The organism is Streptomyces alboflavus, assembly GCF_000716675.1.
GTDB classification, from domain to species: domain Bacteria; phylum Actinomycetota; class Actinomycetes; order Streptomycetales; family Streptomycetaceae; genus Streptomyces; species Streptomyces alboflavus.
Window position 1 is genome coordinate 58,879 of record NZ_JNXT01000017.1, and the last position, 18,016, is coordinate 76,894.

Sequence of the window (18,016 nt, forward strand, 5' to 3'; positions counted from 1 at the left end):
GCCCCGGGAGGACCGAGTTGACCGATCCATGGGTAGCTCTGGAGTTCGGCACCGACCCCGCCGAGCGGGTACGGACGATGCGGAGCGCGCATGAGCGGTTCACGGCGGCGGGCACCGTCACCCGACCCGTGCGTTCCGTGGTGGCCGAGTCGTGGCGCCGCTCGGTGCGGGCGCGGGTCAGCCCGGAGGACACCGGGGCGTCGGTCGAGCTGACGGCCGGGGACCTGGGGGCGTACCGGGCGGAGCATCCGCTGTCGCGGGTGATGCCGGTGTTCCGCGAGTTGATGGGCGGCTTCGCCAAGGACGGGGAGCATCTGCTGGCGGTGTGCGACGCGCACGGCAGACTGCTGTGGGTCGAGGGGCACCCCGCCACCCGGACGCGGGCGGGGCGGATGAACTTCGTCCCGGGTGCGCGGTGGGCGGAGTCGGCGATGGGCACGAACGCGCCGGGAACGGCGGTCGCCGTGGACAGGCCGGTGCAGGTGTTCGCGACGGAGCACTTCGTGCGCAGGGTGCAGCCCTGGACGTGTGCGGCCGCCCCCGTGCACGACCCTCGTTCCGGCCGGCTGCTCGGGGCCGTCGACATCACCGGAGGCGACGGGCTCGCGCATCCGCACAGCCTGGCCTTCGTGCAGGCGGTGGCGCGAGCGGCGGAGTCCCAACTGGCCCTCCTGTCGCCGCCGGTGGAGGCGGATGGCGCGTGGGAGTTGACGGCGCTCGGGCGCGACGAGGCGCTGCTCGTCGCGAACGGTCGCAAGGTGCGGCTGAGTCGGCGGCACAGCGAGATCGTGGTGCTGCTCGCCCGGCATCCGGAGGGGCTGACGGGTGATGAGTTGCTGTGCGCGTTGTACGAGGACGAGTCGGTGACGCCGGTGACGTTGAGGGCGGAGTTGGCGCGGCTGCGGCAGGTACTCGGGCCCGAGATGCTGCGGTCGCGGCCGTACCGCCTGGCGGTGCGGGTCACCTCGGATGTGGATGTCGTGGAGCGGCGCCTCGGGTGTGGGGCGGTGACGGCGGCGGTGTCGGGGTACGCGGGGCCGTTGCTTCCGGGGTCGCAGGCGCCGGCTGTGGCGCGGTTGCGGCGGCGGCTGGCCGACCAGGTGCGGGCGGCGCTGATCGCGCGGGGTGACCCGGACCTGCTGTCGGACTGGGTGCACGCGCCGTGGGGCGAGGACGACGCGGAGGTGTGGCGGGCCTTGGCGGCGGTGCGGCCGACGGCGCCGGTGGTGGCGAGGCTGCGGTCCCTCGAGGGTGAGTTGACGGCCGATCGAGGGTGAGGTGAGGGCCGACGCAGTGGACAGCACCGGCCGTCGCCCGTAGGAGAGCCGTCGCGCCGGGCTCACGGGCAACGGCGTCTCTCTCGGGCACCACCTAGGCGAGGCATCGGCCCCGGCCCGGCCCCATCGTGGCCGTAGCCGTGGCCCTGCCCATGGCCGTCGCCATGGCCGTCGCCGTGGCCGTCGCCGTGGCCGTGGCGCGCAACGTACTTGCAACCTCCGTCTCCCTAACCTCCAGCGGAGAGCTGCCCAATGGCGGGCGGCGTGTCCGGGGAGGCAGTCAAGATGGCCCGTTACGCAGCGCCCGGTACGGAGGGCGCAGTCGTCGCCTATGAGGCCCGGTACGACCACTTCATCGGCGGGGAGTATGTGGCGCCGGCGCGGGGGCAGTACTTCGAGAACCCGAGCCCGGTGAACGGCCGGCCGTTCACCGAGATCGCGCGGGGCACGGCCGAGGACGTGGAGCGCGCCCTGGACGCGGCGCACGCGGCGGCACCGGCGTGGGGGCATACGTCCGTGGGTGAGCGGGCGGCCGTCCTCAGGCAGATCGCCGACCGCATGGAGGCCGGGCTCGAAACACTCGCGGTCGCGGAGAGCTGGGAGAACGGCAAGCCGGTGCGGGAGACGCTGGCCGCCGACATTCCCCTGGCCATCGACCACTTCCGCTACTTCGCGGGGGTGATCCGCGCGCAGGAGGGTTCACTCAGCGAGCTCGACGACGACACCATCGCGTACCACTTCCACGAGCCGCTGGGTGTGGTCGCTCAGATCATCCCGTGGAACTTCCCGATCCTGATGGCGACGTGGAAGCTGGCGCCCGCGCTCGCCGCCGGGAACACGGTCGTCCTGAAGCCCGCCGAGCAGACACCGGCGTCGATCCATGTCTGGCTGAGCCTGGTCAGCGACCTGCTGCCGCCCGGAGTGGTCAACGTCGTCAACGGCTTCGGCGTGGAGGCGGGCAAGCCGCTCGCGTCGAGTCCGCGCGTCGCGAAGGTCGCGTTCACCGGGGAGACGACGACGGGGCGGCTGATCATGCAGTACGCCTCGGAGAACATCAAGCCGGTGACGCTGGAGCTCGGCGGCAAGAGCCCGAACATCTTCTTCGACGACGTGTGGGCCGCCGACGACGACTTCCGCGACAAGGCGCTCGAAGGCTTCACCATGTTCGCGCTCAACCAGGGCGAGGTCTGTACGTGTCCGTCGCGGGCGCTGATCCAGCGCGGCCACTACAGCGAATTCCTGGAAGCGGCGATCGCCCGGACCGAGGCGATCAAGCCGGGCCACCCGCTGGACACGGACACGATGATCGGCGCACAGGCCTCCAACGACCAGTTGGAGAAGATCCTCTCGTATCTGGACATCGGCCAGCAGGAGGGTGCGAAGGTCCTGACGGGAGGGCAGCGCATCGAGTACGACGGCGAGTTGGCGGGTGGCTGGTACGTACAGCCCACGATCTTCGAGGGCGACAACCGGATGCGGATCTTCCAGGAGGAGATCTTCGGCCCCGTCGTGTCGGTCGCGTCGTTCAACGACTTCGACGACGCCATCAAGATCGCCAACGACACGCTGTACGGCCTGGGTGCCGGGGTGTGGACGCGGGACATGAACACCGCGTACCGCGCCGGCCGTTCGATCCAGGCAGGCCGCGTCTGGACGAACTGCTACCACGCGTACCCGGCGCACGCGGCGTTCGGCGGCTACAAGCAGTCCGGGATCGGCCGTGAGACGCACAAGATGATGCTGGAGCACTACCAGCAGACGAAGAACCTTCTCGTGTCGTACTCGGCACAGAAGCTCGGCTTCTTCTAGGGGCACGAGAAAAGGCGCCTGACCTGGGCTTTTGCCGGTCAGGCGCCTTCCGCTCGGCCCGCTCAGAGCAGGGCTCGATTTACGTCGTAACTCCCAGTTTCTCCCACCGCTATCCCGCTTCTGACCAGCTCTTCCGGACCAGTCACGGACCAAAACCCCGACTCACCCCTCAGGCGCCGCGCCCTGGCTGACGCGGTCCCACTCCTGCATGGACTGCTCAATCAGCCGGTTGGCCTGCTCCCTGACGCCATCCAGGAACTTGGCGTAGTGGCGGAAGAGGACTTCGATGCTCTGGCCCGCGCGGCGAGCGCATTCGGCCGGGTCCACACCGGAGTACAACCAGAACGAGATCCCGGCGTGCCGGAGATCGTAGGGCCGCTTGGCCAGCCCGGAGGCGAGTTCCGTGCGGGTCAGCACGTACTTCCGTGCCCGCCCCCACGTAATGCCATACGCAGACGCGTCCACGTAGTTGCCGGCCTCATTCCGGAACAGTCGACCGTCCGGCGCCACGCCGAACCGTTCGATGTGTGCCCGCAGGATCCGCACGAACTTCGGCGGGATGGGCACAGGCCGGGTCGCGGTAGCCGCGCGGCGTTTGAGCGAGTGCACCTCGTGTACCGCGCCGTCGTCCGTCCACTCCTTGCCCGCGGTGATGACGCCGCCCGAAAGGTTGAGCATCCCCCATCCGGTCTCGGGCAGATGGCACTGTTCGAGCCGGAGGTGGATGACCTCCGCGGGCCGCATGGCCGCGTAGTACATGCAGCCGAAGAACGCCTCCAGGTGAGGGCCTCGCCCGCGCAGCTGAGCAACCGCCGCGAGCAGCCGGTCGACTTGGGCCGGATTGGGGACGGCAGCCGGGTCCACCTCCTCGTTGACCGCCGGAGCGTTCCACCTGAGCCCGTTTAGGGGGCTCTCCGCGAAGTAACCTTTCTCCACGGCGGTGTTGAGCACTTCGTTGAACGCAGCCCGCTTGCGCCGCGCTGTCTTAGCCGCAGCCGCTTTGCCGTCCAGCTTGCGACACAGGGCGTCCAGCGCCCGTCGCAGCACATCGGCTTCCGCGAGAGCACCGACGGGCAAGGAGTTTCGCTTCAGCCAGTCCAGGGCTTTCCGCCACTCCTCGGTCGGCTCTTGGGCCCATGCGTTCTTGTTGAACGCCCACGAGTACAAGGCGCGCCGCAGCACCCGCGGCTCCGGATAGGTTGCGCCAGGGTGCACCAGGGCAGGCGTGATGGTGGCGAATGCGTCGGCCAGGGTACGGCGGGTGTTTCCCGGTGTACGGTCCCACCGTTGATCGATGTATTCGTGGGCAAGGTCGTACCACGTCGTCCGCTGCTTGATGGCTCGCAGCTCGGACGCCGGCAGACCCGTGTGCTCATCGAAAGGCTCGCCCTCACGCGCCGCCGTCATCAGCTTCGCGTGCCTGCTCTCGGCGAGCCCGATAGTCATGAATGACTCTGATTTTTCACGTCCGTTGACCGTCCACCGGACCATAAACGCCTTGCGCCGGTCAGGGCGCTCGCGTATGTCCCAGAAACGGACGTTGTAACTCATCGCCAAGTGTCAAAATCTCTCTCGCAAGCGTCCCACCAGGCATCCAGATCTGTGCGACGGCACCGGAGTTCGCCATTGGGCAGCTTGATCATGCGGGGGGCTTGCCCGCGGGCGCGCATGCGGTAGAACGCCGACGGACTCATGCGGATCTCCGCAAGAACCTCGGTCAGCTTCAGCGCAGGAGGACGAGCCATGCAATTTCACCTTCGTATTGAGAAAGGCTTCATGCCGGAAATCCAGGCGTGCATCGATACGCGGCACAGACCAGCCGCCCTACTGGGCCATCCATTGCGGAGTGACCGATAGAACGCAGCGGGGCATCGCGAATCGACCCAGCATGGGATTTTCCTCACGGCGCACAGGCGAGTGGCCAGGGAGGAGACCTGGCGTAGCAATCAGGCAGCCAAAGCCGTGGGCATGAAGACGCGGTCATTGATAGGGCAGCAGGCGGCAGCAGCGCCCTCTACCTCCTCGCGAATGCGTGCGGCACTGCCAACTGCGTCCGCCACGACTCCACCGCCAAGCACAGCCGCGTGCGAACACCATCAATGCTCTGCACGATCCCCGGTTTCGCTAACCGGGGATCGTCTGCTATGTATCGCGCAGCACGAAAAGGGGGTCGCCCATCAGCACCCCTGTCGTCTCCATGAGGACGACAGCCGGTAGGACCGGAGAGCGGGGGTCGCTCCGTCCGTGCCGAGCGTCAGAAGCCCGTCTTCGGTGAGTCGGCTGAGGCTACGGGCCACGACACACTCGGGGGCACCAACGGCGCAGGCGACTTGTCGGAGTGCGGCTCCGGGGTGCATCGCGACGTGCGCGACAACCGCTCGATCACGACGGTAGCCCCGTTGCACCAGGTCCTCCCCGAACAGCCCGGCCGCGCAGACGCAGAGACAGAGCGCCGTGGAAAGCGCGCCATAGTCTCCCGTCTCCTGCGCGGTCCACGCGTTCAGGGCGCCGAGCGCCAAGAGGATGGGGGCAGTGAAGCGGGTGGATCGGAGAGCGGGATTCGACAGATGGGCCTCCTTGAGACGAGCCTCAGCCACGAGGCCGAGCAGGACGGGGGTACGGGCTCCCAAGGCGTCCGGCCTGCATGCCGGTCTGCCCGAAGCCCGCGTCCCTTCGCTGACCTGGTGTTTTCCGGGACGCTGTACGTTGACATGGTCTCGGAGGAGGTTCCAGTCCTTTGGGGCTCTTTCCCGTCTGCCGTGGGCGAATCCTGTCCTTTGACAGCGAACCCAGTCGCTTTGTCATCCAATCGAGGCGTTTGACAGCGAACCCAGTCGTTTCGGCTTCTTTGACAGCGAATCTAGTCGTGAGGGGCGAGCGGGCTGGGGGTGTCGTATGTCGGTATCGGCTGGGTCGGAAGGGGCGGCGCCGTACGTCGAGGTGTCGAGTGTGGTGGGCAAGCGTGAGCGTCGTCGGCGTCCGCTGTTGGACTGTGTGTCGGTCAGGTTCGAGGACGTTCGTCCGGTGCGGCCGTTTCGGTGGCCGCCGGGTGGGCGCTATTTCCCGGGCTGGTACTGGGCGGCGACGACTCGGCAGCATGTCGGTTTCGAGTCGTGGCTGGAGCGGGACCGTCTCGTGCTCATGGATTTCGATCCGGCTGTGGTGGGGGTCGCCTCCCAGCCGTTCTGGCTGCACTGGCACGACGGGACGCGTGAGCGTCGGCATGCCCCGGATTTCTTCGTGCGCCGCGCGGATGGCTCGGCCGTGGTTGTCGATGTCCGCGCCGACGACTGCATCGCACCGCGCGATGCGGAAGCGTTCGAGGTGACGCGCCGGGCCTGCGCCGACGCCGGGTGGGGCTTTGAGCGGGTGGGGAGGCCGGAGGCGGTGCTGCTGGCGAACGTGCGGTGGCTCTCGCGTTACCGTCACCCGCGCTGTCGACAGCATCCGGTGGCGGCCCGGCTGATGGAAGTCTTCTCGCAACCGGTGCCGCTGATGGCCGGGGCCGACAGCGCCGGCGACCGGCTCGCGACGCTGCCTGTGTTGTTCCACCTTCTGTGGCGGCAGGAGTTGTCCGCCGAGGGGATGTCGGTCGAGCTGCTGGGGCCGCGCACGGTCGTGCGCCTCGCCGGTGGGGGTGCCGGATGACGGAGCAGGGACGGCGGGTTCCACCGACAGCCCGGATCGCGGAGTACCCCAAGAACGCGGCTGACCAGGCCCGTTGGTGGGAGGGGCACATCCTGGAGGTGTTGCACGGTTTGCCGCCGGATGCTCCCCAGGGGGCGGTGCCGCGGCCGGAGTTCGACCCCAGGCTGCACTCGCTGGCCGAACGCGAGCGGGCCAAGGCTGCCGAGCTGACGGCGGCGGGTCATCGGATGACGGCCAGTGGCGTCAAGCAGCGGCGCCAGCGTTATCGCCGCGACGGGCTGGTTGGGCGAGGATGTCAACTGGGTTGTGTGCGTTCGGTGTTGTGCTCCGTGGGTTCTGATTCCTGCCGTGGTTACTGTCTGTTGATGTTGGTCAGAGTGGGAGTCGGTCGCCGAAGCGGATCTTGAACTGGTTCATGGCGCGGTTCCAGCCGAGGGTTCCGGTGCCGCGGACGCGGCCGGCGGGGACCTTCGTTCCGTTGCCGTCGATGTGGCGGCCTTCGATGTTGCGGATGCCGAGGTAGAGCATCTTCAGTGCGGCGTCGTCGGACGGGAAGTGCCCGGAGGTTTTGACGAGTTTGCGCAGATTGCGGTTCATCGACTCGATCGCGTTTGTTGTGTATATGACGCGGCGTATGTCCTGGTCGAAGTCGAGGAACGGGATGAACTGGGCCCAGGCGTTCTCGAACACGCTGATCGTGCCGGGACACTTCCGGCCCCACTCCTCCCGGACGGTCTCGAGGGCCTCCAGGGCGCCTGTCTCGTCCACGGCGGTGTAGACGGGCTTGAGTGCGGCGGCGACCTTCTTGCGGTCGGTGGAGTTCACGTATTTCAGCGCCGACCTGATCAAGTGAACGACGCAGAGCTGCGTGACGGCCGCGGGCCAGACGGCCTCGATCGCCTCGGGCAGGCCCTTGAGGCCGTCGCAGCACACCACGAGCGCGTCCCGCACGCCTCGGTGCTTGAGCTGGGTCAGAACGTGGAGCCAGAACTTGGCGCCTTCGTTGTCCTGCAGCCAGATGCCCAGGACGTTCTTGATCCCGTCCACGTCGACGCCGATGACCAGGTGGGCGGCCTTGTTGACGACGTGCCCGTTGTCCCTGACCTTGATCCGGATCGCATCGATGTACAAGATCGGATAGCACTCGTCCAAAGGACGGTCCTGCCAGCTCTTGACCTCGTCCGCGATCACGTCCGTGACCTTCGACACCAGCGCCGGGGACACCTCGGCACCGTAGACCTCGTACAGGTGGGCGGTGATGTCGCGGGTGGTCATGCCGCGCGCGTACAGCGACAGGATCATCTCGTCGACCTGGCCCAGCCGGCGCGTCCCCTTGGGCACGATCTTCGGCTCGTACTCGCCCCGACGGTCCCGCGGCACGTCGATGTCGACCGGGCCGGTCGTGGTCGTCACCGTCTTCGGATACGAGCCGTTGCGGTTGTTGCCGCTGCCCCGCCCCGCCGGATCCCCGGCCTCATAGCCGAGATGATCGCTCAGCTCGGCCTGCAGAGCCCGCTCGATGACCTGCTTCATCATCTGCTGCAACAGCCCGCCTTGGCCATCCAGGCCGATCCCGGACTCCTTCGCGTCCGCGATCAACGCGTCGATCGCCTCCGGCGACAGCACCCTCTTCACCCGCTCCACGGCCTCAGCACGGCCCTGCTCAATGTCCTGCCCAGATATCACGGTGTGTCACTTTCCGTTCAGGGCAGGAACCAGAACCAAACAGGAGCAATCATCCCCTACTCACACACTCTGGTGTACACCCTCGGTTGGGCTGGCCGACGGCCGGACGGCCAAGCAGCTGCCTCCCTTCGGCCAGATCGCCCCGGCGGTGGTCGACGCGATGCGGCAGGCGATCGCCGAGACGACCGATGCCTCCTCAAGGACAGTCCGATTCACCATCTGGCGGACCAAGCAGATCCTGGCAGCCGGCGAGGATGGCGACGGCATTGAAATGCCCCACGAGCGCACGCTCTACCGGCTGTTCGACAAACTGGCCGCCGGGACGCATGCGACCGGCTCGGCAACCACGCGCCGCTCGCTGCATGCGCGTCCGGCCGGCCCGTTCGGGGAAGTCCCGGCCATTGCACCTGGCGAGTTGATGCAGATCGACTCCAGCCCGCTGGATGTCCTGGTCAGGCTGGACGACGGCATCGCGGAGAAGGTTGAGCTGACCGCGCTGGTCGATATCGCGTCCAGGTCGATCACTGCGGCGGTGCTGCGGCCGACGACGAAGGCGGCCGATGCCTCCGCCCTGGTGGCCCGCAGCATCACGCCGGACATGATGCGTCCGGGCTGGTCGGAGTCGCTGCGCATGTCCCGGTCGGCACTGCCGCACCGCCGGCTGCTGGAATTGGACGAGCGGCTGGAGCATGCGGCGGCGCGGCCGGTGATCGTTCCGGAGACGGTCGTCTGCGACCACGGAAAGCTGTTCATCTCGAACAACTTCCGGGCCTCTTGCCGCTTTCTGGGCATCACGCTGCAGCCGACGCACAAGGCATCGCCCTTCGAGAAGGGAGTGATCGAAAAGACCCTGGGGTCCGTGGCGACGCTGTTTGCGCAGTTCGTCGCGGGTTACACCGGCCGGTCGGTGGACCGCCGCGGCCGGCACTTGGAGGACGGACCGCTGTGGTCGCTGCCCGAGCTGCAGGAACTGCTCGACGAGTGGATCGTCGCTGTCTGGCAGAACCGGCCGCACGACTCCCTGCGTGACCCCGACGCGCCGAAGCGGGCCTTCTCGCCGAACGAGAAGTACGCGATGCTGCTGGAGTCGAGCGGCTACGTCCCGGCCGCGCTGAGCGGTGAGGACTACGTCGAGTTGCTGCCGGAACGGTGGCAGGCGATCAACGCCTACGGCATCAAGATCAACCACCGCACCTACGACAGCCCGGAGTTGAACCCGCTGCGCCGTCAGCGCTCCGGCGTCGCCGAGAAGAACGGCTTGTGGGAGATCCACCACGACCCCTACGACGTGTCCCGGATCTGGGTACGCGACCGCCGCGGCGACAGGGACCGGTGGATCACGGTGTTTTGGCGGCACCTGCACCGCGTCGGCGTCCCGTTCGGCGAAATGGCCTGGGACCACGCCCGCCAACGGGTCCAGGGCGGCAACGAGGCACAGATCGCGGATGCGGCTGCCGCCCTGCTCCAGCGCGCCCACGATGGCCCCCAGGATGAGCAGGGCCCTGCGGCCAAACGGTCTCAGAAAGATCGCCGGATTGCCGCCCGCACCCGGGCGACCGCCCCAGGCCGGGAGATCCCCGATCCGCCGGCCGACCGCGAACCAACGGATGAGGACACCGACACCTCGCCGGCCAAGGTCATCCCGCTAGGTCTGTTCGACCCGCTCGCCAACCCCTGGAGGCGCCCGTGACTCTCTCCAAGCCGACAGCCCGGCAAGCCGTGTTGCGGGAGGCCGACGCCGAGGCCGGCCGACAGCTGAACACCCTGACTGGATGGAACAGGTTCATCGACGGGCCGCCCGCGCCCCCGGCCCTGGCCTCCCGGAGCGCTTGGCAGCAGATGCCAGTATCCGAGCGGGACCTCTACGACGAAGACCGCCTGGACCATCACGCCCGCATGCTCACGATCGCCACCTCGTTCGTCGAGAAGACGGCGATCTGCGGACGCCGGCTGGTCCTGCTCAACCGCCACGCGATCAGCGCCCGCCGAGGGCTGATCGTTTCCGGCCCCGCGGGCACCGGAAAGACCATCGCTATCACCCAGCTGGGACGCTCCCACGAACTCCTTGACCGGGCCCGGCACCCACACGTCACCGACCGCATCCCGGTCGTCTATGTCACCGTCCCGCCGGCCGCGACGGCCCGCATGATCGCCACCGAGTTCGCCCGCTTCCTGGGACTGCCGGTGCGGGCCCGCTCGAACATGACCGACATCATCGAGGCCGTGGTCGGTGTCTGCACCGACACGCGCACCGGTCTGGTGCTGGTCGACGAGCTCCACAACATCTCACTCACCAGCCGCCACGGCGCCGAAGTCGCCGACACCCTCAAGTACTTCTCCGAGCGCCTGCCCGCCACCTTCATCTATGCCGGCATCGACATCGCCGAATCCAGCCTGCTGTCCGGGACACGCGGCGCCCAGATCGCCGGCCGCTTCACCGTGATCCCCTCCCGCCCCTTCCCCTACAACAGCGAATGGAAGGGCCTGGTCGCCACCATGGAAGACACCCTCCGGCTCCACGACCACCGCCCCGGCACGCTCACCAGCCTGGACCGCTTCCTCCACGACCACACCGGCGGCATGATCGGATCCCTCTCACACGCCATCCGCGGAGCCGCGCTCGATGCCATCCTCACAGGCACCGAGAAGATCACCAAGAAGAGTCTGCAGGCCATTCCGCTCGACCACACCGCCCGCACCACCGCCTCGATGGCCACGAAGACCGCAGCATGCCGATGAACAGCGAACTGCCGCCCCGGTATGCACCCCTACCGGTCCGCCTCCGCCCCTGCCTAGGAGAATCCTCCGACTCCTACATCCGGCGCCTGGCCCGCGCCAACCATCTCAAGCCCAGCTTCCTGCACTGCTATCTCTCCGGCCCACCGCAGTGGTTCGCCAGGCCGCTCCTCGAACACCTCGCCACGGTCGCAGGCCACTCGCCCGAGGCACTCGAGCGCGCCCTGGCTGACGCCAGCGCCCTGGGCGGCGCCAACAGGCCACGCCGCCGCCTGCCCAGGAAGAATCCCTTCGCCCGGCGCCAGGACCTGGCGCACCAAATCACCCAAGAGGCCCTGAAAGGCACACGGATCCACACGCTCGCCAAGCGCTACAACCTCCGCTGCTGGGATATCCGCTTCGCCCTGGAGATCCCACGCCTGACCACCACAGAGACGGGACAGCTGGCCGACCCCATCACCGGCGAACTCGCCGACCTGATCGAGAACATGATCAGCAGAGGGCTGAACAAGAGGCAGATCTGGATCGAGCTCATGGACGACCACGACTACCTGGTCAAATACCACAGCATCCGCCACTACATCGACTACACGCGATCCGGCAGACAGCGCAAGAAGCGGTCAGCCTCCCCCTTGACATCCAACCTAGTCGCCCCAGGTCAGCGCACTGCGCCCGACTAACTTCGATGTCAAAGGACAAATCCGCGCCGAGCACACCGTAGGCGCGACTCTGCTGCCCTGCTCGGCCCCGCCTCTCGGCATCATGGTCGAGTCACCACCCGCACCGTGTGGATGACGGATTGCCCAGCGCTCTCCGCCAGCTACTCTGCATCGCGGCGGAGGCTTCGCTGTTGAGGCCCAACGGCGAGTGCCGGATTGATACCGGATTCGTCGCGGCAGCGTCGACAGAACAGACGGCGGGGCAGTCACCGCCGCGTCACATGCAAAGCTCGATGCGCCAGAGGTGCTCGGCAGCTTGGTCATCGACCAGTGCTGGAAGACGGCAGCGTTGGCTCGGTGTTCCTCGCATTCGCGCCCGGCACCCCGGGATGGCGGGAGGGTGTCGTCTGTCGACGGGGCAGACTGCGTCCGCGCGCCGTGCCGCGCGATCCGGTGAATCGAGGGGTATCAGCCCTCGCGCACACGGACGGGCACTCCTTGTTCGTCGCGCCTGTACTCACGCCGCGCGTTCTTCTCGATCTTCTGGGCGACCTCGTGACCGAGGTCGATGTCGTTCATCTCGGCCAAGGCCGCCAAGTACAAGAACACGTCGGCCAGTTCCTCGCCGAAGTCCGGCAGGCGCTTGCGCCATGCTGTGAACGCCTCGCCGACTTCGGCGTTCAGAAGACCGAACTCAAGTGGCACGTCAGTGGTGTTGAACCCCTTCGCGGTCTTGTTCTCCCAGGCGAGCTTCTGGGCGGTCCGGATTTCCAAGGCTCCTCCGGGGCAGTACAGCAGTTGCTGCCGCAGCCTACCGAGGGCCAAGTGGCTCCCGCTGACGGATGCGCGGGGTCTCACCCCGTGGAAGGAAGATCGAGTCTCGTCGTGTCGATGGTTTCCACGGGGCAATACGACGCGAGCGTCTCGAAGGTCCGCTGGTAGATCGTCACGAGGTCCGAGATCTCGTCCAGGCCGGCGGCTGCCCCGTCACGCTGCAGCAGTCGCTGCTGTATCACGACCGGAGGTGCGATCAGGTGAAGGAAGACACCGTTCCGGCTGACGACAGTCTCAGCAAGATCAATCGCCTGGGTCCAGGTGAGCCGCGAACGCCCGCGCAACAGTGGACCGTAGACGAGTTCACTCAGGAAACACCGGTCGAGGAGCAGCCGTCCGGGTTTGTCCAGGAGCTCGCGGTACCGGCTCACCAGGTCCAGATGATCCGGGGTACGGGGCGAGTGGGTGATGGTGAAGCCGTGTTGGCAGGCCAAGCGGGTCGCGAGCGTGCTCTTGCCGACGCCGTCGCATCCCTCCAGGACCAGGGTCTCGTGTTTCACCGCCACCGTCTCGACGTTCATGACCGCAGCCACTCGTCGAGCGCCGCCGGATCGGACAGGTGGGCGGAGGAGGCGTACTGGATCATCAGGTTGCGCCAGTTCGGCTCGCGGCCGTGGGCGTGGGTGAAGGTGAGGCGGGGCTGGTACGCGGCGATCCGGGTGCCACACGCCGACGCCGCCCCGATGAGCAGGGCCGCTCCCGGCGGTGTCTCCGGACCTGACACGTCGGCGATCAGCACGTCCGCAGTCAGCGCATCGTTCAGATCCTGGTGTGCCGCCACCACAGGGTCGGGTGCCTCGAACCGGCCGGGAGCACACAGCACATAGCCCGCAGCCGAAGCCAGTGCTGTCAACACGCCTTGCCAGGCGAGATACGGGGACGGCTCCACGAAGGCCACCTTCCCGGCTCCGTCGCGCGGTGACGCGGTGGCCGGTCTGCGAGCGGGGAGATCGAGCAGATTCTCGACTGCCGCCTCCAGAGCCCAGTCGAGCTGGCCCTCATTACGGTCGACGAATGCCTCCAAGCGCGTCTTGGCCGCGTCCGCAGACTGCTGGTCGGCCAGCCGGGCCACCCGGACCACGCTGGTGGCAGCTGCTTGCACGATTGGATCGGGAAACTCGAGCCGGGGCCCACCCGCCGACATCGAGTAGGTCTGGAAGTCGGTCGTCACGACGACTACGGGGACGCCAAGGGCGCAGGCGTAGCCGATCTCCATGCACACGCCGTCGTCCAGACTCGGTCCGTGCAGGATGGCGATCATGGCGGTCAACTTCCCCAGCCGTTCACGGTCCAGCTCGAACAGGCGCTGCCCTTTCACATCGGCGATCAGGTCCTCCTCGTTGGTGTCGCAGAAGGGGAGGAAGACGTTCTCTGGTCCCGTCTTTTCGGCGACCCGTTGTGCGAGTCGGGCGGCGAGGGCACGGTCATGAGCGGCGAACAGTCGGTGGGCAACGTAGTACACAGGGAGGCTCCCATCGAGGGCTCAAGGTCGGCGCGGAGCCGGAAGGGGTAAGGGAGGGGCTGAGATGTGAGCAGCAGCGGCGGCCGCAGCTGCTGGAAGGGCAATCTCCGGAGTGGCGCCTTGTGCGCGATAGGCGAGGTAGGTGCCGGCCAGGGTGTCGCCGGCGCCGGTCACTTCGCCGTACACCGGGTCGGGCGGGTAAACCTCCGCGGCAGGCCGTCCCCAACGGTAGACGCGCACAGGGCGCGGGCCGTCGGTGACCACTACCTCAGCCAGGTCGGCGATGGCAGCGACTTGAGCGAGCAGTCGATGCTCAGCGGCGTTGACGAACACGGTCGTGGCCTTCGTCAGCCAGGGAGCTGCTTCACGCATCATCTGCTCCGCGCTCGTCAAGAAGAAGTCGAGACTGAACTGGGCCGAACAGGAGTCGAGGGCGTGCAGCAGCGCGGCCACGTCGAGAGGTCGACGACAGCAGAGGTGGTAGACGTGGCCTGGGTGGTTCGCGATGCGGTCGAGTGCATGGGACGTCCCAGCGCGCGGCGCTCCATACTGCGCATCCACGGCCAGAAGTTGACCGTGAGCGTCATAGTCCAGAGTGAATGCCGTCGACGAATCCTCGCTGACGTGCAGAGCGGACCAGTCGAGACCGTCTACGATCACCGCGCCAGGCAGATCCTGCAGGTCTCGTCCAACGACTGCGACGGGCGCCGCCGCGGTTCCCGCTCGGGCTGCCGCAAGCGACACCAACAGCGCGGCTCCGCCTAGCTGTTCGCCGCCTCGGTCGTCCGGGTACCGGGTGCGGTCGCGCGAGATGTTGCCGATGACCGACAGGCTGTTCATCGCCGATTCCCCCGGACCGGTTCAGCAGTGGACGTGGGCACAATCGACTACCCGCGTGCAGACCGGTCGACGGGTGCACAGGCGGGGCGAAGGGCCGTTCAGATAGAGCCGCTTGAAGTAGATCAATACGAGGTGCACCCACCAGGTCGGTTCGACGCCAGCGGGGATGGACACCCGGTAGTCGAGAGCGTCGACCAGCCGCCGGAAATCGACGGACCGGGCTCGAACCCCTTCTTCAAGCAGACATCGGAACCGCTCGTGTGCCGCGGCGCCCGAGCCCACAGAAGCCCCCAGGGCGGGTGCCAGCTTGGTGACCATGCCAGAGTCGACCGGGATGATTCCGCAGTGATAGCCGCGGGCGTACAGCACGGCGCACTGGGCGACCTTGTACGACGCTCCTCGGACCTCGCGTGCGAAGTCGTGGATCAGCAAATCGCAGTCAGTATCCGCGGCAAGCGGGTCGACGGAAGCCTTCTCCCAGCTCTGTAGCAGCTCCGTGAGGGACCGAAGGTACGAAATGCGGGTCTGGCCGAGCCCGAGCGGCTGAACAAGCTGGGCAAGCTCAGCGTCGGTGCTGGCGGTGAGCCGGTCGAATCCGAGGGCGTCGGCGTCGACCACGACTCGCGCATAGATGTCGATCATTCGGTAGGAGACGCGGGTCGACCAGCCCGCGACCGCCATCCGCAGGCGCGGATCGGTCACTGCGGTGGGCCACCACCGGTTCTCGTCATGGTTGGCCTCGACCTCGGCCTTGACGTCCGGAAGGCTCGCCGCGCGCTCGACGAGGTGATGGATGCGGGCGATGTCGCTCCGGCTCGGTTCCGTACGGAAAGACCGTTTCATGTGCTCACTCCGGCGGAGAGTCTGGCCGCGTGCAGGGCAATGGCAAGGTTGGACGAGACCACCGGTCTGCCCAGCTCTTCTTCCAGGGCCTGGACGCAGGACAGCGTGTGCCAACCGGTGCACGAGAGCACCACCGCGTCGGCGGCACGCAACGTGTCCGGTGGCAGTCGGTACAGCAGCGTACGGACATCGGCGGGCCGGACGTCGGCGAAACCGTCATCGAGCCCGAGGCTCGTGTGCGCCCGGACAGCGACGCCCCCGGCCCGCAACGCGTCGACCTCCGAGCGAGTGACGGCATCGGGGTACGGCGTGGCGAGCACCACCCGTGTGGCGTTGAACGAAGCCAGAGCCCCGAGCAGAGCATCGAAGGCGGTGATGGTCTCCCATGGAAGCGGCGGTCCTCCGGTAAACCCTGCGGAGGTACAGGCCAACACCACGGCGTCCAGGGGCACGTGCCTCAACGAGTCCATGGCGGTGGTGGACGCCTCGCGCAGGCCGTACCAGAACGACGCATCCACTGCGGTCGTCCGAGACGCGGGGACAAGACGCGCGTAATGGAACACGGTGTGCACCAGGCCCAGACGCGGGAGTTCCTCCTCGACGGCCACGTTCGCCCACGGCAGCAACACCCCTACGCGAACGGTCCGCTCGGCCCGCGAGTCCAATTCGGCGAGCAGGCCGAGCGTGCTCTCATGCGGCGGGGGCAAGGCGTTCCCCGTAGATGAGGCGAGGGGCGTGGCCGGTCACTCGGAGAGCCGCATCCGTGGCCACGGGGACAGCGGCTCCCCTCTCCACTATCTGGATCGAGTAGGAGCCCAGCCGTCGGAACCAGGTACCGCGGTCACTCACGAAGTAGGAGTGCAGTCCGGGTACCTCCAGTCCATGTGGGTAGACGCGTTCCTTCATCGGTTGATCCCAGCCGTGGTCGATGTCCGCCTTCCACGATGCGAAGTGCTCCACCGAAGGCAGCGGTCCGGGTAGCCCTTCTTCCGCGAGGGGCGTGCCCGGGAACGCGCGAACCTGCCTGACGTTGGTGCGATGACAGAGCAGCCCCGCCTCCAGGATGTTCGTGAGGTGCGTCAGGTTCGCGATGTGGGTCGCATGGGTCTCGCCGGGCAATCCGTAGATCAGATTCAGTCCTGGGAGCAGCTTGGGAAGACCGCCCGGCCCGCGCTCGGCACCGGCATCGTTGATGTGCTCCACCGCGCGCCGCAGGATCTCGGGCGTGCAGGTGAGGGTGTTCCGCTCGATGACGACCTGATCGAAGCTCTCGATTCCCATCGGTGCGCAGTTGCCCTCGGTGCAGAACTCTGCCACCAGCTTGGCGATCCGAAGGCCGACGGGTGCCGCGACAGCGAGCGGGTCGGCATTGTCGATGTGCAGCACCTCAAGATCGGGGCAGCGGTCCCGAATGCCCGCGAGGAGCGTGTGGATCGCGTCCTCGCTGCGATGTTGATAGGAGAAGAAGCACGTCTGTTGGCCCAGACGGAAGTTACGGACGCCGGCGTCGTAGAGCTGACCGGCCTCTTCGATCACGTCGCTGACATCACGGAAGACTACGAGAGGCGACTTGCTCGGCTCGCTGCAGAAGTTGCAGAACCTGCGGCGGGTGCACCCGCGATACAACTCCAGCTCGGCGATGGGCCGCCAGAGCATCTGGGCCACCAGCCCGCCGAAGTCCCTGCGTTCCTTGCGGAGCATCCCGTACGCCGCCGGCGTACGGCTTCCTCCTGCAAGCCCATCAGCGGTGAGCGTGTGCGTGTGGACCGCATCGAACAGCCCCGCGTACTCGGCGGGAGATTCCAGTGCGTATGTCGACAGAGGACCGAGCAGGATGCGCTGTCCACGCACGCAGGCCATCGCGCGAGCGATCTCCTCAAGACTGCCGTTGACCGCGTGCAGGTGGACGCTCGGAACCTTGTCGCCAGCGATGACGACAACGCGGTCCGCCCGATGGAGAAGATCGACGGCCTGCGTCCGGTTCGTCGTCGCGGAGTAGGTCAGGGGGTCGCTGAGGGGTGGGTCCACCGCGGGCTTCCCCCCGGCGAGGCACCAGCGCACGTCGTCGATGGTCAGGTATCGCACGTCCGCCTCGGGCTGTGCCGTGGTCAGAGCAGACCAGGCAGCGCGTACGTACGTGGACAGGTAGGGAGGAACACCTAGTCCGCTCGGTTCCACGGTGAAGGCGTCCAGGATCACAACGATGGGCTTAGGCATGAGTC

At 67.4% G+C, this 18,016-nt stretch carries 16 protein-coding genes; 6 read left to right on the forward strand and 10 right to left on the reverse strand.

The genetic code is table 11. The annotated features are described in order from the left end of the window. The first annotated feature begins 17 nt into the window (after nucleotides 1–17). Both OO63_RS14680 and exaC read left to right on the forward strand, forming a co-directional pair. Nucleotides 18–1,277, forward strand: coding sequence for a GAF domain-containing protein (locus OO63_RS14680; protein ID WP_030359283.1), 1,260 nt, complete (start codon nucleotides 18–20; stop codon nucleotides 1,275–1,277). Between the two features lie 285 nt (nucleotides 1,278–1,562). Further along, nucleotides 1,563–3,086, forward strand: a complete 1,524-nt coding sequence (gene exaC, locus OO63_RS14685; RefSeq protein WP_030359282.1) for an acetaldehyde dehydrogenase ExaC — start codon at nucleotides 1,563–1,565, stop codon at nucleotides 3,084–3,086. A 162-nt stretch (nucleotides 3,087–3,248) separates the two neighbouring features. On the opposite strand, the gene OO63_RS14690 is transcribed toward exaC, so the two are convergent. Beyond that, nucleotides 3,249–4,637 carry a tyrosine-type recombinase/integrase gene (locus tag OO63_RS14690; protein WP_030359281.1) on the reverse strand — a complete coding sequence of 463 codons (1,389 nt, stop codon included), beginning with the start codon at nucleotides 4,635–4,637 and terminating at the stop codon, nucleotides 3,249–3,251. Further along, complete coding sequence (locus OO63_RS46780; protein WP_078619135.1) at nucleotides 4,634–4,831, reverse strand: helix-turn-helix transcriptional regulator; 198 nt, start codon at nucleotides 4,829–4,831, stop codon at nucleotides 4,634–4,636. The genes OO63_RS14690 and OO63_RS46780 overlap by 4 nt, the downstream gene beginning before the upstream one ends. 1,150 nt (nucleotides 4,832–5,981) lie before the next feature. Between OO63_RS46780 and OO63_RS14695 the strand changes: the two genes are divergently transcribed. Then, nucleotides 5,982–6,734, forward strand: a complete 753-nt coding sequence (locus OO63_RS14695) for a TnsA-like heteromeric transposase endonuclease subunit (RefSeq protein WP_030359280.1) — start codon at nucleotides 5,982–5,984, stop codon at nucleotides 6,732–6,734. A 372-nt stretch (nucleotides 6,735–7,106) separates the two neighbouring features. On the opposite strand, the gene OO63_RS14700 is transcribed toward OO63_RS14695, so the two are convergent. Next, the gene (locus tag OO63_RS14700; protein ID WP_078619143.1) at nucleotides 7,107–8,369 is read right to left on the reverse strand and encodes an IS256 family transposase; all 1,263 of its coding nucleotides are present in this window, start codon (nucleotides 8,367–8,369) and stop codon (nucleotides 7,107–7,109) included. Between the two features lie 211 nt (nucleotides 8,370–8,580). Here OO63_RS14700 and OO63_RS14705 point away from each other — a divergent pair, with 211 nt between their 5' ends. The 3 genes from OO63_RS14705 to OO63_RS14715 are packed head-to-tail and all read left to right on the forward strand — an operon-like array spanning nucleotide 8,581 to nucleotide 11,836. Next, nucleotides 8,581–10,110 carry a Mu transposase C-terminal domain-containing protein gene (locus tag OO63_RS14705; protein ID WP_030359278.1) on the forward strand — a complete coding sequence of 510 codons (1,530 nt, stop codon included), beginning with the start codon at nucleotides 8,581–8,583 and terminating at the stop codon, nucleotides 10,108–10,110. Further along, a complete protein-coding gene (locus tag OO63_RS14710; RefSeq protein ID WP_030359277.1) occupies nucleotides 10,107–11,159 on the forward strand; it encodes a TniB family NTP-binding protein in 1,053 nt (350 codons plus the stop codon). The genes OO63_RS14705 and OO63_RS14710 overlap by 4 nt, the downstream gene beginning before the upstream one ends. Continuing rightward, nucleotides 11,150–11,836 carry a TniQ family protein gene (locus OO63_RS14715; RefSeq protein ID WP_030359276.1) on the forward strand — a complete coding sequence of 229 codons (687 nt, stop codon included), beginning with the start codon at nucleotides 11,150–11,152 and terminating at the stop codon, nucleotides 11,834–11,836. The genes OO63_RS14710 and OO63_RS14715 overlap by 10 nt, the downstream gene beginning before the upstream one ends. A gap of 447 nt (nucleotides 11,837–12,283) precedes the next feature. On the opposite strand, the gene OO63_RS14720 is transcribed toward OO63_RS14715, so the two are convergent. The 7 genes from OO63_RS14720 to OO63_RS14750 all read right to left on the reverse strand — a co-directional run bounded on the left by OO63_RS14720 (nucleotide 12,284) and on the right by OO63_RS14750 (nucleotide 18,011). Continuing rightward, on the reverse strand, nucleotides 12,284–12,589 hold the full coding sequence (locus OO63_RS14720) for a nucleoside triphosphate pyrophosphohydrolase family protein (protein WP_030359275.1): 306 nt from the start codon (nucleotides 12,587–12,589) through the stop codon (nucleotides 12,284–12,286). Between the two features lie 80 nt (nucleotides 12,590–12,669). Then, the gene (locus tag OO63_RS14725; protein ID WP_030359274.1) at nucleotides 12,670–13,170 is read right to left on the reverse strand and encodes a P-loop nucleotide/nucleoside kinase family protein; all 501 of its coding nucleotides are present in this window, start codon (nucleotides 13,168–13,170) and stop codon (nucleotides 12,670–12,672) included. Continuing rightward, on the reverse strand, nucleotides 13,167–14,111 hold the full coding sequence (locus OO63_RS14730) for a nucleoside 2-deoxyribosyltransferase (RefSeq protein ID WP_030359273.1): 945 nt from the start codon (nucleotides 14,109–14,111) through the stop codon (nucleotides 13,167–13,169). Before OO63_RS14730 ends, OO63_RS14725 begins: the two co-directional genes overlap by 4 nt. Nucleotides 14,112–14,132: 21 nt before the next feature. After that, nucleotides 14,133–14,951: a carbohydrate kinase family protein gene (locus OO63_RS14735; protein ID WP_030359272.1), complete on the reverse strand. Its 819-nt coding sequence runs from the start codon at nucleotides 14,949–14,951 to the stop codon at nucleotides 14,133–14,135. A 21-nt stretch (nucleotides 14,952–14,972) separates the two neighbouring features. Continuing rightward, a complete protein-coding gene (locus OO63_RS14740; protein WP_051810865.1) occupies nucleotides 14,973–15,794 on the reverse strand; it encodes an HhH-GDP family DNA glycosylase in 822 nt (273 codons plus the stop codon). Next, nucleotides 15,791–16,402, reverse strand: a complete 612-nt coding sequence (locus OO63_RS14745; protein ID WP_234311217.1) for an aspartate racemase/maleate isomerase family protein — start codon at nucleotides 16,400–16,402, stop codon at nucleotides 15,791–15,793. The genes OO63_RS14740 and OO63_RS14745 overlap by 4 nt, the downstream gene beginning before the upstream one ends. Before the next feature lie 82 nt (nucleotides 16,403–16,484). Continuing rightward, entirely contained in the window at nucleotides 16,485–18,011 is a 1,527-nt protein-coding gene (locus tag OO63_RS14750) for a radical SAM protein (RefSeq protein WP_030359269.1), read from the reverse strand. Nucleotides 18,012–18,016: the final 5 nt, after the last annotated feature.

Bases quoted from the DNA above. Each gene is read 5' to 3' on its own strand.
- OO63_RS46780 (WP_078619135.1), bottom strand. From the start codon at position 4,831: ATGGCTCGTCCTCCTGCGCTGAAGCTGACCGAGGTTCTTGCGGAGATC.
- OO63_RS14750 (WP_030359269.1), bottom strand. From the start codon at position 18,011: ATGCCTAAGCCCATCGTTGTGATCCTGGACGCCTTCACCGTGGAACCG.
- OO63_RS14735 (WP_030359272.1), bottom strand. From the start codon at position 14,951: ATGAACAGCCTGTCGGTCATCGGCAACATCTCGCGCGACCGCACCCGG.
- OO63_RS14695 (WP_030359280.1), top strand. From the start codon at position 5,982: ATGTCGGTATCGGCTGGGTCGGAAGGGGCGGCGCCGTACGTCGAGGTG.
- exaC (WP_030359282.1), top strand. From the start codon at position 1,563: ATGGCCCGTTACGCAGCGCCCGGTACGGAGGGCGCAGTCGTCGCCTAT.
- OO63_RS14705 (WP_030359278.1), top strand. From the start codon at position 8,581: ATGCGGCAGGCGATCGCCGAGACGACCGATGCCTCCTCAAGGACAGTC.
- OO63_RS14740 (WP_051810865.1), bottom strand. From the start codon at position 15,794: ATGAAACGGTCTTTCCGTACGGAACCGAGCCGGAGCGACATCGCCCGC.
- OO63_RS14715 (WP_030359276.1), top strand. From the start codon at position 11,150: ATGCCGATGAACAGCGAACTGCCGCCCCGGTATGCACCCCTACCGGTC.
- OO63_RS14725 (WP_030359274.1), bottom strand. From the start codon at position 13,170: ATGAACGTCGAGACGGTGGCGGTGAAACACGAGACCCTGGTCCTGGAG.
- OO63_RS14690 (WP_030359281.1), bottom strand. From the start codon at position 4,637: ATGAGTTACAACGTCCGTTTCTGGGACATACGCGAGCGCCCTGACCGG.